Raw genomic sequence first — 16,055 nt, forward strand, 5'->3', positions numbered from 1 at the left:
CGACGCGTCAGAGGTGCTTGTAATAGAACGTTGTGGCACAGAACGCGCCGTCGGGCATGAGTGCGAATTTCGGCACGTCGCCCGCGCGTTGCCAGCCGCTGCGCTGGTAAAGCCGTTCGGCGTCGCCGCCCGTCACGGTGTCGAGCACCAGCACGTCACGGCCTTCATCGCGTGCGACATCGTCGATGGCTGCCATCAACTGCTGTGCCACCCCCTGACGCCGTGCGGCGCGATGGACGAGCATCTTTGCGACATCTGCGCGATGCGGCTGGTTCTCGGGCAGGTCGAGAATCAGTTGCACCGTGCCGACGATCTCGCCATCGCCCGCCGTGCCGGGGGTGCGACGGCGAGCAACGAGTAACGCGCGTTCGCCACGCGCCACGCCGTCGGCCACCTTGCGCCAGAACGCTGCGGCGCGCTCGCGCGTGAGCGGCAGCATGAAGCTTACCGACGCGCCGCCTTCCACGCAATCGATCAGCACGTCGGCAAGTGTGTCGATGGCCGCAAGCGCTTGCGTGCCGTCAAGTCGTTGCAGGGCAATGGACGACGAAGCGGACATCACGATGTTCTCCTTGCCGCGACAAACGGCAGCGTCACGAGTCCGACGAGATAACGTGCGGTCACTGACGCAGGGTTATGAAAACCGATCGGTTGATCGAGCCGCATTGCGAGACAATCGCCCGTATCGAGCCGCCACGTGGCGGTGCCCAGGGTGATTTCGATGGTGCCGTCGATCACCCAGATTTGTTGCCAGACTTCGTTGTCTCGCGTGCCGGTGTCATAGGCGACCCGCTCGCCGGCCGGGAACTGCACCTCGACGAATTGCAGTGGTGAAGGTTGTGCCGGCGAAAGATTGCGTCTTACGTAGCCCGAGTCGGGGTCCGTCCACACTGGCTGGTCGGCGCGGCGAGCCAGAGGTGAGGGCGGTGCGTCGTCCCGCGCGTGCCCGTCGAACAACGAGGCGAGCGTGACATCGAGCGCGGTGGCAAGCTTGTCGAGCACGTTGGCCGTCGGGCTGGTCTGCGCGCGCTCGATGAGCGAGATGCTCGAGCGGCTCACCCCGCTGCGCTCTGCGAGTGTGTCGAGGGAATAGCCCCGCTCGCTGCGCAGATCGCGCACACGGCGGGCGATGCGTTCGTTGATATCCATGCCATCTATTTTACTGGAAATATATTTCTAGTAAAATAGATGGCATTGTTCATGCCGCCATTCACGGCTTTTTGCTTGCGGAACCCCCAAATGACTTCCTCGCTCATTGTTCGCGACGCCGCCGACGCCGATCTCAGCGCCATTCGCGACATCTACAACGACGCCGTCGAGTACACGACCGCCATCTGGAACGAGGGGCTGGTCGACGTCGACAATCGACGCGAGTGGTTGGCGGCGCGTGTGGCGCGAGGGTTTCCCGTGATCGTGGCCGAGTGCGGCGGCAAGGTTGCGGGGTACGCGTCGTTCGGTGACTGGCGCGCCTTCGATGGCTATCGCCATACCGTCGAGCATTCGATTTATGTGGACAAGCACTCGCGCGGCGGCGGCATTGGCGAAACGCTGATGTGCGAACTCATCGAACGCGCGCGCGCGCTCGGCATTCACGTGATGATCGCGAGCATCGAAGCGCAGAATGCGCCGTCGATTCGTCTGCACGAAAAACTCGGCTTCCGCATGGTCGGCACGTTCAACGAAGTCGGGACGAAATTCGGCCGCTGGCTCGACCTCACGTGCATGGAATTGCGTATCGAATGAACGTGTGAAAACACGCGCCGCACAATAAATCCGATGCCGCTATGTCTCGTGAGATATAGCGGCATTTCTCATCGGGCATAGGCAACATCACGCCGTTCGAATATCGCCCGCGCTTGCTCGCTGCGTAGTGCGCCATGCGTGACATGTTGCGCACGTTCTCACGCAGTGCGGCATGACCAACCTTGTCATTCCTGGAGTCGACGTGTAGCCTTGGCACGTCCGATGTCACTCATGAAGCGTGTTCGTATAGAACTTCACGAGCGCATCACGGCAGGTGAATGTCACGCATTGTGAACATGCATCGTGGGTCGACGGCGTGAAGTCCGACGACGCGGCCCCGTGAGCGTTGCAGTGCTGTTTTGCGGTTCGCGAGCTTTGTGATCGTGATTCATCCCCCCAAAACAAGACGGACGGAACGCTTATGCCGCGCCTGCCAAGAAAACACTGTCCACCTGCGGTGTCGAGCGATGACGCTCGTCCTGATGCCGCTGCCGAATTCCTTCCGATTTCCCGACCCTCGCAGAGTCCCGATGCCGCGCCCGGCTTGGCCATGTCGCGTCGCGGGTTTCTCAAGGCTTCGGTCGTTGCGGGCATTTCGGTGTACATCGCACCGTTGGGCAGCCGCGCGTTCGCTGCGCTGTTCGAGGACAAGAACCTCACGCCTGTCGCGTGGGACGCCGCGAAGGGACAAGCCAAATTCCGCATCGATGGCACTGCCAAAGTCACCGGCGCCAAGATCTTCGCGCGCGACGTGCGTTCGCGCGACATGCCGGGGTGGCCTGCGCAGCAAGCGCACGCTTTTATCCTGCGCACGACGCTCGCCGACCGTCCATACCTCGGCTTCGATCTCTCGCGTCTGGACGACGGCCTGCAACCGGATCGAGTGGTGAGCGCCGACGATCTCGCGCGCGACGGTGTGGCTTTCCCCGAGTTCTACGGCGAGGACATGTTGCTGCCGGCGGGCAAGACACCTGCCTATCTCGGGCATGCGGTGGCGATCCTGATTTATCGGGACTTTGCGCGTTTTCGTTTCGCCAAGGACAAGCTCAAGTTCCACAACGAGATCATTCGCTACGGCGACGTGACCGGCCCGCTCGAGCGCGATCCGTGGGGTAGTTTCCGTTACGTGCGCGTCGGGGGCAAAACGGCGTACGACGATGACGTCTATTCAAGTCTGAAGGACGCGCCGATCTTCCCGAGCATGATGCGCAAGCATCTGCCCGTCTGGCCCGACGGCAACGACCACGGCAAGCTCGATGAGCAAGGCATGGCCTATGCGGGCAAGATCGGCGAGTCGCTCGCGCACCCGCCCGCGAACTGGCTGGTGATGTCGCGTGAGTACCGCACGCAGTCAGTCGACACGGCGGCGCTCGAGCCCGATAACGCCAACTGCTGGTACGACGCGGCCACGCAGACGTTGCACATGGTGGTGCCCACGCAATCGCCATCGGAAGTTGCCGAGAACGCGGCAGCGATGGCAGCCAAGGGCCATTTCCCGGTCAAGCGCCTGATCGTCTACCCGTGCTACACGGTAGGCTACGGCTCGAAGGACCACTACAACATGCCGTTCTACGGTCTGGCCGCGGCGTTGTACGGCGATGGCTTGCCCGTGCGGCTGGCCAACGATCGCTACGAACAGTTCCAGACGTCGCTCAAGCGGCACGCGTTCACCATGCGTTATCGCATCGGCGTCGACAGGGAAAGTGGCTTGCTTCAGGCGTTCGCTGCCGATATGGAATGCAACGGCGGCGGGCGAATGAACTTCTCGCCCTCTGTGGCGATGGTCGGGGCAACGGCGGCGCAATCGATCTACTACTTCCCGCAGAGCGATCTGGCGAGCGTGGCGATTGCCTCGCGTGCGATCGACGCAGGCTCGGCGCGCGGTTACGGTACGTTGCAGTCGATGGCCGCCACCGAAATGATGATCGACGAGATGGCGGCGCAACTCGGTGTCGACGCAATCGACTTTCGTCTCAAGAACGCGCTGCGCTCGGGCATGAAGAACACGCAGGGCGCCATTCCGGCAGGGGCCGTGCGGGTGGACGAAGTGCTCGCCCGCGCCAAGGCGCACCCGCTGTGGACGCAGCGGGACAAGAAGAAGGCAGAGTACGAAGCCGCGCATCCGGGGCGTCGCTACGGTGTGGGGTTTGCCTGCGTGCAAAAGGACTTCGGCACTGGCGCTGAGACCTCGTTCGCGCGGGTGGAGATCGACGAGACCGGCAAGATCTCGTTGCATCACACGGCGGCCGAGATCGGCACGGGCACCTCGACATCGCAGGCGGTTGCAGTGGCAAAGTGGCTCGGCATGCCCGCGACGGATGTGCACATCGCGATCACCGACTGGCCGGAACTGCCGGTCGTGACGAGCGGTGATCCGTATCTGATGTCGCAGGCCGATCAGGACAAGCTCGCCGCCAATCCGCGATGGTCGCCGGGGTATGCGTCGCCATCGAGCGCGACGAACTCCGCTTTCTATTTCACGCACAGCACGCGCGAGGCCGCACGGTTGTTGTTCCTGCAAGGACTGTGGCCGGCGGCGCTCTCGATCTGGCGTCGCGGACTCGGCGGCGGCCAGGCGGCACCGCTCGTGGTGCGTGCGGAAGACGCGCGCTGGGTCGAGGGCAAGCTCTCGGCCGCAGGACTCGAAGCGCTGCCGTTACCCATGCTCGCCAAGACTGCACACGAACTGGGACTGGTGACGGGCGCGACGGTGCATGTTTTCAATCGCTGGCAGTGGGCCGAAGCCGATTGGGATCTGGGCGACGGTGTGACGCAGCGCCTGCCCGTCGACGGCATTGCGCTGCGCTTCGGCAAGGGCGGCACGAACGCTGCCCCTGCCGCACCAACGCCGCTCACACCAACGCCCGCAGCCAAGGCGGCCCATCGCAGCAGCGGCAACGCACAGGCGAAATCGGGGGCCGCGGCATCATCGGCCGACGCCGCAGCGGGCAAGGGCGCAAAAGGCGCACCGTCACTCAATGCGGGAAGCGCGGGCATGCAGGTTGCGGCGCCGACACCGGGCACCGGTTACCGCACGATCGACCGCAAGCGCGTGTATTACCCGCCGGTGCAGCGTAACAACGCTGCGGTGACCTACTACAGCGCCGTGGGCACGCTCGTCGAATTGTCGGTGCATGAGGCAAGCGGCAAGGTCGAGTTGCTCACGCACCATTCCATCATGGAATGCGGCAACCAGATTTCGCCGCAACTCGTCTCGGGCCAATTGCAGGGTGGTCTCGCGATGGGCATAGGCCATGCATTGCATGAGTATTTGCCGCTGTATGAAGACGGTCCGGGCAACGGTACGTGGAATTTCAACCGTTATCACTTGCCGCGCGCGGTCGACGTCGCGGTGTGGACGCAAACGGGAGAGGTGTTGCCGCCGATTTCCGAGACCGATGTGCCCAAGGGCATCGCTGAAGTGGTGATGATCCCCGTGGTGGGTGCGATTGTGAACGGCCTCGCACATGCGATTGGCCATCGATTTACGGATTTGCCGGTGACGCCGGAGAAGATCCAGGAGGTACTGGCATGACAGACGTTTCGAGCGCACCGCTGGCCGCGTCGGACGCCACGGCGACGACGGGGGCGGTACAAGATGTGAGCGGCGCGAGCGCTGCATCGGCCCCGGCGCCCGCGAGCGCACCGGCAGCACCGGCGAACGGCAAAAAGCCGTGGGAAACACTGCCTGTGACCGTGAAGGTCAACGGCATATCGCACGGGCCGATGGACGTGCCGGCGGGCCTGATGATGATCGACTTCCTGCACGAGACCCTTGGCCTGACGGGCTCGCGTCTGGGGTGCGGGCAGGGCATCTGTCACGCATGCGTGGTGATCGTCGATCATGCCGACGGCAGCAGCGAGACGGTACGCACCTGCATTACCGGGGCGAACTATTTCGACGGCAAGACCGTGCGCACCGTGGAGGGTCATGCGGTGCCCGGCACCGACGGCAAGCTCACGCTCGCACCGATTCAACAGGCGTTTCTCGATCACTTCAGCTTTCAGTGCGGCTACTGCACGCCGGGCTTCGTGAACGCGGCGACGGTGCTCATCGAGGGACTCAAGCGTAATCCGGTCGCCCGCGCGGATCTCGAAGCCGCGATCACGGCGGGGCTCAACGATCAGATCTGCCGTTGTACGGGCTACGTGCGCTACTACGAAGCCGTGCGCGACGTCGTTCTCCGCACGCCCGGATGCATCAAGGATGCCAAATGAAGGACGCGAAATGAAGGGATATGCCATGCGCCTGAATCGCGTCACCCGATGGAGTGCACGTGCGGCATGCGTTGCCGTTGTGCTGCTGATTGCCGCCTGCAACGACTCGACGGCGCCCAAGCCTCCCGAGCCCGCACAGCCGCCTAAACCGAAGACGTCGATGGTACCGTCGCTGGTCACGAGCGCGATGGCCGCAGATGCCCCGAGCGCTACGGCATCCGCGGCCAGTGGTGCGTCGGCGTCTGCGCCGTCAGCGTCAACAGCACCAACGGCACCAACGGCATCGCCTGCACCGGCGGTGAACGCCTCGTCCGAACTGATCACCCGGGGCAAGTATCTGGCGCGTGCGGCCGATTGTGCGGCCTGTCATACGAGTGCGGACGGGGCGCCGTTTGCCGGGGGCGTGCCGCTCAAGTCGCCGTTCGGCACGTTCTACGGCACGAACATCACGCCGGACAAGACGAACGGCATCGGTGGCTGGACGGCCGACGATTTTTACCGCGCCCTGCACGACGGCGTTGCCCCGGATAAGGCGCTGTACCCGGCCATGCCGTACACATCCTATCGTCAGATGACCCGTGCGGACAGCGACGCCATCTACGCGTACCTGATGTCGGTGAAGCCGGCCGCCGTGCCCAACCGCAAGCACGACCTCTCGTTTCCGTACAACATGCGTTTCGGCATGCGCGTGTGGGACTGGATGTTCCTGAAGGACACGCTGCCCGACGCCTCGAAGGGGCAGTCGGCGGACTGGCTGCGCGGACGCTATCTCGCCAACGCCCTGGGCCACTGCGCGGAATGTCACACGCCGCGCGGCACGTTCGGGCAGCTCGACAAGGCCAAGCCGCTCGGCGGCGCGGCGCTCGCGCGCATTGCCGCGCCCGATCTGACGCCCGAGGCGCTGGCTGCGCGCGGCTGGACGGTGAAGGATCTGCAAACGTTCTTCGGCACGGGCATTGCCCCGCAAGGGTCGGCGTTCGGCGAGATGTACCCGGTGGTGCACCTGAGCACGCAATACCTCACGCCTGACGATCTGCGCTCGCTATCGACGTACCTGCTCGGCGACGCAGCACCAGCACCGAAGCCGTTGCCCGACAAGCCCGACACGAGCAAGCTGACGGCCGGCCGCAATCTGTATCTGGCTGTCTGCGCAGGATGTCACGCGGCCGATGGCACAGGCAAGCCGCATGTCGCGGTGTCTATGCTGGGCAATTCGACGGTGCGTCAGAAAGATCCGCGCAATCTGATCGTCGCGATCCTCGACGGCATCGAGCCGCAGAAATTCCCGGGGCTGGAGGCCATGCAGGACATGCCGGGGTTCGACAAGCGTCTCACCGACGCGCAGATCGCCGAGTTGAGTAACTACCTGCGCGTAGCCTATGGCGGGCAGGCGGGCGACGTGAATTCCGAGATCGTCAAGCAACTGCGTCAGAAGTAATCCGATGCGTTACCTCGCGGGACGGCATGGCGCATAATGACGCGCCATGTCCCGCACACAACGTCTCTTCTCTCTGATGCAGTTGCTGCGCCGTCACCGCTACCCCGTGGCGGGCGCGGCGCTGGCCGACTCGCTTGGCGTGAGCCTGCGCACGCTCTACCGGGACATTGCCGTATTGCAGGCGCAGGGCGCGCACATCGAAGGCGCGCCGGGGCTGGGCTATGTGCTCAAGCCGGGTTTCCTGCTGCCGCCGCTGATGTTCTCGGAAGAAGAGATCGAGGCGATCGTGCTGGGTTCGCGCTGGGTGGCCAAGCGTACCGACGGGGCGCTGGCCGACGCCGCGACGAACGCGTTGGCCAAGATCGCGGCGGTGCTGCCGTCGGATCTGCGCGCATCGCTCGAGGCGTCGACGCTGCTCATTGGTCCGGGCGATCCGTTGCCCCCCATGATCGTCGATCTGACCGTCATTCGCGAGGCCATTCGGGCCGAGCGCAAACTCCACTTGTCCTACCGGGATGAAGCGGGTCATATGTCCGAGCGCGTCATCTGGCCGTTCGCGCTCGGCTTCTTCGACCGCGTGCGCATGATCGTTGCATGGTGTGAGTTGCGCGACGGTTTCCGTCACTTCCGCGCGGATCGCGTCGAAGCCATGACCGTGACCGAAACGCGCTACCCGCGCGGGCGGCGAGCGTTACTCAAGACGTGGCGAGAAACGACCGGCCGGCAATGACAGCCGCCAGTCTTCGCGGCGTTTCGAATCGACGTTCGACTACTGACAAAATCTGACAGTATCCCTTCGTACGATGGCATTCATGACAGCGCACGGCAGCACCGGCACCACGGGGCTGACGGGGCGGCAGTCATTCATCACTATCGACAGGAGCTAGTCATGCTGCATCCGAACATGGTCAATCTGTATGTTGCGAGTCCCCCGGAGAGTGCGGCGTTTTACGCCGATCTGTTCGACCTGGAGCCGATCGAAGCGTCGCCCGGATATGCGCTGTTCGAATTTCCCTCGGGACTGAAGCTGGGGCTGTGGGCGCGTTTTGCCTTGGTGCCGACGGCGATCGCCCCGCCGGGTGGCAGCGAACTCGTGATACCGGCGGCGTCCGACGCGCATGTGGACGCCACCTGGGAAGACTGGCGCGCCCGGGGCATCACTATCGTGCAGGCCCCGACGACGATGAACTTCGGCCGCACGTTCGTGGCATCTGACCCCGATGGCCACCGGTTGCGCGTGTACAAGCTCGCCGAGAATCGCTGATGACATGTCGCTAGGGCGAGCCGGGCGTGTGAACGCACGCCTGCCGCCCTTGCCGCAGCGGCGATTATTTTGTGGCTGTCTTCACGAGCACTGGGGTGTCGCGATACAGCGAGGGGAACAGTCGTTTGAGGTCGTTCACCTTCGGCAGATCGTTGATGACGATGTACGGATACGTTGGATGTTCGGTCAGGAAGTCCTGATGATAGGTCTCGGCGGCAAAGAAGCCCGTGTACTTCTCTACCTTCGTCGCGATGGGCTTGCTGTAGGCGTGCGAGGTGTCGAGTTGAGCGATATACGCGTTGGCGACATTGCGCTGCGCATCGTTCATCGGGAACACGGCCGAGCGATACTGCGTGCCACTGTCGGGCCCCTGACGGTTCAGCTCGGTCGGGTTGTGCGCCACGGAGAAGTAGATCTGCAGTAACTTCCCGTAGGAGATCTGCTGCGGATCGAACGTCACTTCCACCGATTCGGCATGGCCCGTCGAGCCGCTACTGACGGTTTCGTAATCGGCGGTCTTTGCCGTACCGCCCGCGTAGCCGGACACGGCCTTTGTCACGCCCTTCACGTGCTGGAACACGCCTTGCACTCCCCAGAAGCAACCGCCGGCAAACACCGCCTTTTCGGTGTGCGCGCCGGTGGTGGGCTCATCGAGTTTCGGCGCGGGGATGACCACGGCCGCTTCGGCACCGCCGAACGCGTAAGCGCCGACTTGCCAGACGAGTACCCCGGCGGCGGCTGCGGCGGCACCGACCAGCACGCGCCGGGCTCGCGAGACGAGCGACGTGCGGCGTGGCGATTGGCCTGAAGTTTCGTCGCGGGCTTGCGACGGGGAAAGCGGATCGAATTGGGTCATTTGAAAACTCCCGGCGTCAACGGACGCCTCGGTGGCAATGTCATTGGTAATGCAGATTCTGTACTGGTTCATGCGCGCCGGCGTCAGGTCGTGTGATCTGTCTGACGTATTCGTACTCAACCGAACGTGAAGGCGTAGGCAGATACCCCCGGATCGAGAAACTCGATGGTGAACGTCCGGTCGCGCACATCGCCCGACTGACGCACCAATTGGTAAAGGCGTTGCGACGTCACCGTGCCGGTGCCATCGGCAGCGACGTCGGTGCCGTGGGCATCGCCGGGGGCTTCACCGTCAAGCGTCACGCGAAAGCGCACGGGTTTGCCGCTGGCGTCCGGGCCGAGCACGAGGTGCAGGTCACGGGCGTGGAATCGGTAGACGATGCGCGCACCCGCCTCGCTTGCGGTGGCCTGCTCCGGCCCGACGCGCCAGCGACCGGCCAGTCCCCAGTGGTTGAGCGACGGCATCGACGGCGCACGATAGTCATTGGCCTGATCGCGCACGGTACCGCCAGGGGAAGCAAAGTGATCGGCGCGCTCGTAGCCGACATAGGTTTCCGGCGAACCGACGTCGCGCATGTCGGCGGCCTGCTGGATGCCGTTGGCTTGCACGTCGGTAATGCCGCCTGTGACCTGCCTGGCTCCCGCTTCGCGCAACAGTTGCTGGATCACGCGCTCCGATTCGGCGTAATTGCCTTCGCCAAAGTGGTGGTAGCGCACGCGGCCCTGTGCGTCGATGAAATAGTGCGCCGGCCAATACTGATTGTTGAAGCCGCGCCAGATGGCGTAGTTGTTGTCGATAGCGACGGGGTAGTCGACGCCCAGATCGTGCACGGCCTTCTTCACGTTGCCGATATCGCGTTCGAACGCGAACTCGGGCGCATGCACGCCGATGACAACGAGGCCCTGATCGCGATACTTCTGTGCCCAAGCCTTCACATACGGCAGCGTACGCAGGCAGTTGATGCACGAGTACGTCCAGAAGTCGACGAGCACGACCTTGCCGCGCAGGGCTTGTGCTGTGAGCGGCGGCGAGTTCAGCCATTGCACGGCGCCGTCGAGCGAGGGCAACTGGCCTTCGACCGGCAGCGGGGCGGGCGCATCGACGGCGGCGCGTATCATTGCGCTGCCGGTGGCCGTCATGGCAGAGCCACCCGTGTTGGTGCCAGCGCCGGCATTGGCCTGATTTGCCGCCGGGGCGTTTTGTGCGGGGGCGTTGGCATTGGCATCGTCGTTCCGGCGTGCACCCAACTGTTCCACGAGCTTTTGTTCGATGCCGCCCGTCGATGCTGTCGAAATCCGCGCAAGCACGCCGGTGTCGAGGCCGAACGCGATCGCGGCAACCCCCGCGAGCATCAGTGCGCCGAGCCCGCGGCGAATCCATTCGCCTGCGCCGAGCGAGCGCTTCATGGCGGAGAACACGCGTCCGCCGACGAGCAGTGCCAGTGCGAGCGACGTAGCTGCGCCTGCGGCATAGGCGACCAGCAGCAGTGTCGTGCCGACGCTCGCGCCTTGCAGCGCCGCGCCCGTGAGCACCAAGCCGAGGATCGGGCCGGCACACGGCGCCCAGAGCAGGCCGGTGGCAATGCCGAGCAGGAACGATGCGCCGGGGCGCGGGCCGGTAGCCGCGCCGACGGCGGCGCCGTCGCCTTGCGCAGACTGCGACAGACGGTCGCCCAGCGACACGAGCGGATGCGTGAGCCGTTCGGCGAGCTTCGGAAAGAGCAGCGTCGCACCGAAGAGTGCCACCAGCGCGAGCGCGAGCCAGCGGCCATACTGGTTCGCCTGCACGACCCAACTGCCGCCCACAGCCGCGAGCGTGGCGACCAGCGCGAACATCAGCACCATGCCGGCGAGCATGGGCAGCACGCTGCGGGCGAAAGACTGGCCCGCACGCGAGAAGACGAAGGGCAGCACTGGCAGAATGCACGGGCTGACGATGGTCAGAATCCCGCCGAGGTAGGCGAGGATGAGCAAGGTCATGAAGCGCTCCTGACGCAACACTCGAATGCCGGGCGTTGCGCCTTTGATGGGTTGGCGGTGAATCGGATCTGGCGACCGGGCGGGATAGCCTCTTTCTCAGCGTGTCGGCCAGGGGGGATCGGTGCTCAGGCGGCCTGCGGACTGAACGTCATCGCAAGGCCGTTCATGCAGTAGCGCAGACCGGTCGGCTTCGGACCATCGTCGAACACGTGGCCCAGATGGCCGCCGCAACGCCGGCAATGCACTTCGGTGCGCGCCATGCCGAAAGTCGTGTCGGTGCGTGTGCCCACGGCATGTTCAAGCGGCGTCCAGAAGCTCGGCCAGCCGGTGTGGCTATCGAACTTCGTGCGCGACGAGAAGAGCGGCAGCGCACAACCGGCGCACGAGAACGTGCCGGCACGGTGTTCGTCGTTAAGCGGGCTCGAATAGGGGCGCTCGGTCCCCTCCTGACGCAGGATTTCGTACTGTCCGGGCGTCAGGCGCTTGCGCCACTCGGCATCGCTGTAGGCCACCTCGAAGTGCTCGGGGGCGCTGGTACGGGGGGCGTCGCCGGCCAGCGCAGGACGCATGAGCCGTGGCACCAGCCCGGCAGCGATGGCCGCCGCTGCTGCGGTAGCACTCAGCAGGAACACACGGCGCGATGGCATCGGGCCGGTGCTCGCGACACCCGCGCGGCGCGGCGGCGATAGCTCGGTTGGGGTGCGTGGATCGTTTTCGGACAAACTCATGACATCCTCCGGTCAGTAGGCCGATCCGGGGCGGGGCTGGCCCCCTGCCGTCACGGGTTGAGGGGAGCGGGACGGCGCCAGCAGGGCACAGCAGGGATCCGCGCCGGATCGATGACTGAAGCGTAGTGCGCCAGCGATGCCAAAGTCCTCACGTAAAATTAAACAATTCGTGATACCTCGCGGTGCGCGAACTGCGCACAATGGGGGCTTGAAGACCCACTTTCGCCACTTGCCTGGGAGTTGCCCCCGCGATGGAATCGCCGCGCCGTGTTTTGCTCGTCGAGGACGACGTGCATATCGCCGACCTGCTTACGCTGCATTTGCGCGACGAGCGATTCGAAGTCGTGCATTGCGCCGATGGCGACGAAGGCCTGCGCCGGTTGTCTGAAGGCGGCTGGGATGCCCTGATCCTCGATCTGATGCTGCCGGGCGTGGACGGGCTGGAAATCTGCCGCCGGGCGCGGGAAATGACCCGCTACACGCCAATCATCATCACGAGTGCGCGCTCCAGTGAGGTCCACCGCATTCTCGGGCTGGAGCTGGGCGCGGACGACTATCTGGCCAAGCCGTTTTCCGTGTTGGAATTGGTGGCGCGGGTCAAGGCGCTCATGCGGCGGGTGGATGCGCTGGCCCGCAACGCACGCATGGAGGCAGGGAGTCTGGCGATGGCGGGGTTGTTCATCGATCCGATCGCCCGCGAGGCGTCGCTCAGCGGCAAGCGGCTCGATCTCACGCCGCGTGAGTTCGATCTCCTGTACTTCTTCGCCCGTCAGCCCGGCAAGGTGTTCTCGCGCATGGACCTGCTCAATGCGGTGTGGGGCTATCAGCACGAGGGGTACGAGCACACCGTCAATACGCACATCAATCGACTGCGCGCCAAGATCGAAGCGGACCCGGCGCAGCCGACACGCATTCTCACGGTCTGGGGGCGGGGTTACAAGTTCGCGACCGACGCGCCGGACGGTCAGAGTGCCGACGCAGGAGCCGCATGATGCGCCGCTGGAATCTCACACTCACCCAGCGCCTGTCGCTAGTCTTCGCCGCACTGCTGCTGGTGTGCTGCGGTACGTCGGCCTGGATGCAGGTGCGCGCCAACCGCATGCATGAAGCCGAGGTGATTCAAGGGCTCTCGCGCGGGCTTGCGGAGCACATTGCCGCCAACGCACAACTGATGGATTCGAACGGCATGAAACCCGATGCCGTGCGGCGTCTGTTCGGCCAGTTGATGGTCGTGAATCCGAGTGTCGAGGTCTATCTGCTCGACATGCAAGGGCGCATCACCGGTCACGCCGCACCCGAAGGCCATTTGCGGCGCATGCAGGTCGATCTGGCGCCCGTGCACCGGCTGCTCGATGGCGAGGCGTTGCCGATTTACGGCGATGATCCGCGTAACACCGATGTGCGCAAGGTATTCAGCGCCGCGCCGCTACGTGTGGACGGTCGGGAGGTCGGGTACGTGTACGTTGTGCTGCTGGGCGAAGCGCACGACCGATTCGCCGAGCGAGGGGCGACGAGCGTCGCGCTCAATACCGCGTTGTGGTCTATCGGACTGGTGGCTGCGCTGTGTCTGATCGCCGGTTTGGCGGCGTTCGCGCTCATCACCCGGCCGTTGCGGCGCTTGACGGATTCGGTACGCGAGTTCGATATCGACGCGGCCCCGATGCCGCCGCTGCCTGCGGTATCGGCCGACGAGTTGGCGTCGCAGCAGGCGCGTCCGAGCGACGAGATCGTGGTGTTGGAGCGCGCTTTCCGGCAGATGGTCGAGCGATTGGGGGCGCAATGGCGCACGCTCACGCGTCAGGATCAGGAGCGGCGTGAACTCATCGCCAACATCTCGCACGACTTGCGCACGCCGCTGTCGTCGCTGCATGGATATCTGGAAACGTTGTCGCTCAAGGACGCCACGCTGACACCGGCCGAGCGGCGGCGCTATCTGGGCATTGCACTCGATCAGAGCCGCAAGGTCGGTGCGCTGGCGCAGTCGTTGTTCGAACTGGCGCGTCTCGAACATGGTTTCGTGCAGCCCGAGGCCGAGCCGTTCTCCGTCACGGATCTGATACAGGACGTCTTCCAGAAATTCGAGCTGAGCGCCGAGTCGCGCGGCGTGGCGCTGCGTGCACAACTCGCACCGCAAATTCCCGTCGCCTGTGCCGATCTTGGGCTGATCGAGCGAGTCTTCACGAACCTGCTCGACAACGCGCTGCGCTACACGCCGTCAGGGGGGGAGATCACGGTGGCGGTGGCCCCCGTCGGCACGGAAATCGAGGTGCAGGTGAGCGATACCGGACCGGGCATTCCCGAGAGTGCGCGAGAAGGTCTCTTCGAGCGGCCGTTCACGGTGGGAGGCGCCCGCCGCGAGGGCGGGCTGGGCTTGCGCATCGTGCACCGCATTCTTCAACTGCACGGCCGGCGCATTACGTTGGTGGACGCTGCCGGTCACGCAGGGCAGGGCGCCACGTTCCGCTTCACTTTGCCGACGTGATCCTGTTGTCTGCCGATGCGCTCGGCACGGCGTCGAAATAGGTCAGCTTGCGCACGAAGACATTGGCGAACGGGTCGATCTTTTCGACCTTTTCGCCGGGGGCGGCAGGTGAGGTGATGACTACGCGCACGATATTGCCGTGGCTGTCGTACTTGTAGTGATACTCGGACACATGACGCTCGCCGGTGGCGGCGTCGGTGCGGGTGACACGCGTCAACTCGTGGCGAGGTGAGTATTCCGAAACCTCGTTGTCCCATGCCAGCGGGAGCCATTGCCCGTCGATGAAGGCCGCCGCGCCGTTGTCGCGCACGATGCGGCCGCCGTCGGGCTTGCGCTCCACGCTCGCAAAGGTGCGGTAGGAGACGACCTTCGGCGCGGGGCGTGCCTTGCCGTCTGCCGTGACCACCTGACGTGCCTCGTTGGGCGCTTCCCACTGGCGCGAGAGCGCGAAGCATTCGTCGTCGAACAGGCGCGCCTGCAGGCTGCCTGCGCGGCGATGGTGTGCACCGTTCGCCGCATCGACGATGCGACGGGTCCATTCCAGTTGACCGTCGCTTTCCTGATGCACCTGTTCTTTCCATGTCCCGCGTCGTGAGGCGCCGTGCACGATCCAGGCATAGGCACTCTGCCAATCGACCGGAGCGCCGTCGATACTGTGCAGCCGCCCGTCGGTGTCGTACGTATATCGACCTCGGTCGGTGCTCGAGAGCAGATGACCTTGCGCGTCGAACTCCATGACGAAGCGATTGCCGTTGTCGAGTGGGCCGACTTTACCGGTGTTGCGGTCATAACTGGCGATAAAGCGCGTTTCCTCGATACGGCGGACACCGGCGGGAATCCCCCCGAAGTTGCGCATCAGATCGTCTTCCTCGCGCAGGGAAGTCTGTACGCACCACGGCAACGGGACGGTGGCCTGGGGCGCCTCGGCGGCCGTCTGAGGATTCTGGGGCGGGGGTGTCGGTGTATTGGCTGCCGGGAGACTCACCACTGGGGCGGTGCCCGGCGGAGGGCCAGCGCAACCGGCCAGCGCTGCGGCCAGCGCTGCGGCCAGCGTGACGAGTGCGAGTGCACTACGGGCAGGACATCGGGAAAGCACGGAACGGACAGTTTGGACAGATAAAGCTAACGTCATCGCAGGTAATTGCCGGAGAAATTTCTTCCCCGATTGTACCGGCTCCGTGTGACGTGTCTGCCGCAAGGCCTGGAATAGGGCTTCTCGGGGCTTTTTTATGCCCGTTCCAGGGACTCAGGTTCAGGGAAATGGCAAAAGAGTTTGCGTTAGGGAAAACCCCGCGTCTTGAAATCGTAAAACCCCGTCCCTATAATTAGCACTCGTTGGCGCAGAGT

General features: G+C 64.4%; 14 protein-coding genes. 8 read left to right on the forward strand and 6 right to left on the reverse strand.

The genetic code is table 11. The features are described 5' to 3' along the window. Nucleotides 1-7: 7 nt before the first annotated feature. Nucleotides 8-559 (reverse strand): GNAT family N-acetyltransferase, encoded by a 552-nt coding sequence (locus tag PCO31110_RS18060; RefSeq protein WP_150691221.1) that lies wholly within the window; start codon nt 557-559, stop codon nt 8-10. Further along, nucleotides 559-1,149 carry a helix-turn-helix domain-containing protein gene (locus PCO31110_RS18065; protein WP_010808436.1) on the reverse strand — a complete coding sequence of 197 codons (591 nt, stop codon included), beginning with the start codon at nt 1,147-1,149 and terminating at the stop codon, nt 559-561. Before PCO31110_RS18065 ends, PCO31110_RS18060 begins: the two co-directional genes overlap by 1 nt. Before the next feature lie 90 nt (nt 1,150-1,239). Here PCO31110_RS18065 and PCO31110_RS18070 point away from each other — a divergent pair, with 90 nt between their 5' ends. From PCO31110_RS18070 to PCO31110_RS18100, 6 genes are all read left to right on the forward strand, one after another. Further along, nucleotides 1,240-1,743: a GNAT family N-acetyltransferase gene (locus PCO31110_RS18070; RefSeq protein WP_150691067.1), complete on the forward strand. Its 504-nt coding sequence runs from the start codon at nt 1,240-1,242 to the stop codon at nt 1,741-1,743. 550 nt (nt 1,744-2,293) lie between these two features. Continuing rightward, nucleotides 2,294-5,278, forward strand: a complete 2,985-nt coding sequence (locus PCO31110_RS18075; RefSeq protein ID WP_246189890.1) for a xanthine dehydrogenase family protein molybdopterin-binding subunit — start codon at nt 2,294-2,296, stop codon at nt 5,276-5,278. Then, nucleotides 5,275-5,961 (forward strand): (2Fe-2S)-binding protein, encoded by a 687-nt coding sequence (locus tag PCO31110_RS18085; protein ID WP_010808439.1) that lies wholly within the window; start codon nt 5,275-5,277, stop codon nt 5,959-5,961. The genes PCO31110_RS18075 and PCO31110_RS18085 overlap by 4 nt, the downstream gene beginning before the upstream one ends. 187 nt (nt 5,962-6,148) lie before the next feature. After that, the gene (locus tag PCO31110_RS18090) at nt 6,149-7,399 is read left to right on the forward strand and encodes a c-type cytochrome (protein WP_150691222.1); all 1,251 of its coding nucleotides are present in this window, start codon (nt 6,149-6,151) and stop codon (nt 7,397-7,399) included. A gap of 46 nt (nt 7,400-7,445) precedes the next feature. After that, nucleotides 7,446-8,129 carry a helix-turn-helix transcriptional regulator gene (locus PCO31110_RS18095; protein ID WP_150691068.1) on the forward strand — a complete coding sequence of 228 codons (684 nt, stop codon included), beginning with the start codon at nt 7,446-7,448 and terminating at the stop codon, nt 8,127-8,129. 159 nt (nt 8,130-8,288) lie between these two features. Continuing rightward, entirely contained in the window at nt 8,289-8,663 is a 375-nt protein-coding gene (locus PCO31110_RS18100) for a VOC family protein (RefSeq protein ID WP_010808442.1), read from the forward strand. Between the two features lie 64 nt (nt 8,664-8,727). Here PCO31110_RS18100 and msrA read toward each other — a convergent pair whose 3' ends face one another. From msrA to msrB, 3 genes are all read right to left on the reverse strand, one after another. Then, nucleotides 8,728-9,519 carry a peptide-methionine (S)-S-oxide reductase MsrA gene (gene msrA / locus PCO31110_RS18105; protein ID WP_150691069.1) on the reverse strand — a complete coding sequence of 264 codons (792 nt, stop codon included), beginning with the start codon at nt 9,517-9,519 and terminating at the stop codon, nt 8,728-8,730. A 116-nt stretch (nt 9,520-9,635) separates the two neighbouring features. Continuing rightward, on the reverse strand, nt 9,636-11,498 hold the full coding sequence (locus tag PCO31110_RS18110) for a cytochrome c biogenesis protein DipZ (protein ID WP_150691070.1): 1,863 nt from the start codon (nt 11,496-11,498) through the stop codon (nt 9,636-9,638). Between the two features lie 125 nt (nt 11,499-11,623). Beyond that, nucleotides 11,624-12,145, reverse strand: a complete 522-nt coding sequence (gene msrB / locus PCO31110_RS18115) for a peptide-methionine (R)-S-oxide reductase MsrB (RefSeq protein ID WP_150691223.1) — start codon at nt 12,143-12,145, stop codon at nt 11,624-11,626. A 332-nt stretch (nt 12,146-12,477) separates the two neighbouring features. Between msrB and PCO31110_RS18120 the strand changes: the two genes are divergently transcribed. Beyond that, nucleotides 12,478-13,218 carry a response regulator transcription factor gene (locus PCO31110_RS18120; RefSeq protein ID WP_010808446.1) on the forward strand — a complete coding sequence of 247 codons (741 nt, stop codon included), beginning with the start codon at nt 12,478-12,480 and terminating at the stop codon, nt 13,216-13,218. After that, complete coding sequence (locus PCO31110_RS18125) at nt 13,215-14,708, forward strand: sensor histidine kinase (protein ID WP_150691071.1); 1,494 nt, start codon at nt 13,215-13,217, stop codon at nt 14,706-14,708. Before PCO31110_RS18120 ends, PCO31110_RS18125 begins: the two co-directional genes overlap by 4 nt. On the opposite strand, the gene PCO31110_RS18130 is transcribed toward PCO31110_RS18125, so the two are convergent. After that, a complete protein-coding gene (locus PCO31110_RS18130) occupies nt 14,692-15,804 on the reverse strand; it encodes a hypothetical protein (protein ID WP_150691072.1) in 1,113 nt (370 codons plus the stop codon). The genes PCO31110_RS18125 and PCO31110_RS18130 overlap by 17 nt on opposite strands. Between the last annotated feature and the right edge of the window lie 251 nt (nt 15,805-16,055).

The organism is Pandoraea communis (assembly GCF_902459745.1).
GTDB classification, from domain to species: Bacteria; Pseudomonadota; Gammaproteobacteria; order Burkholderiales; family Burkholderiaceae; genus Pandoraea; species Pandoraea communis.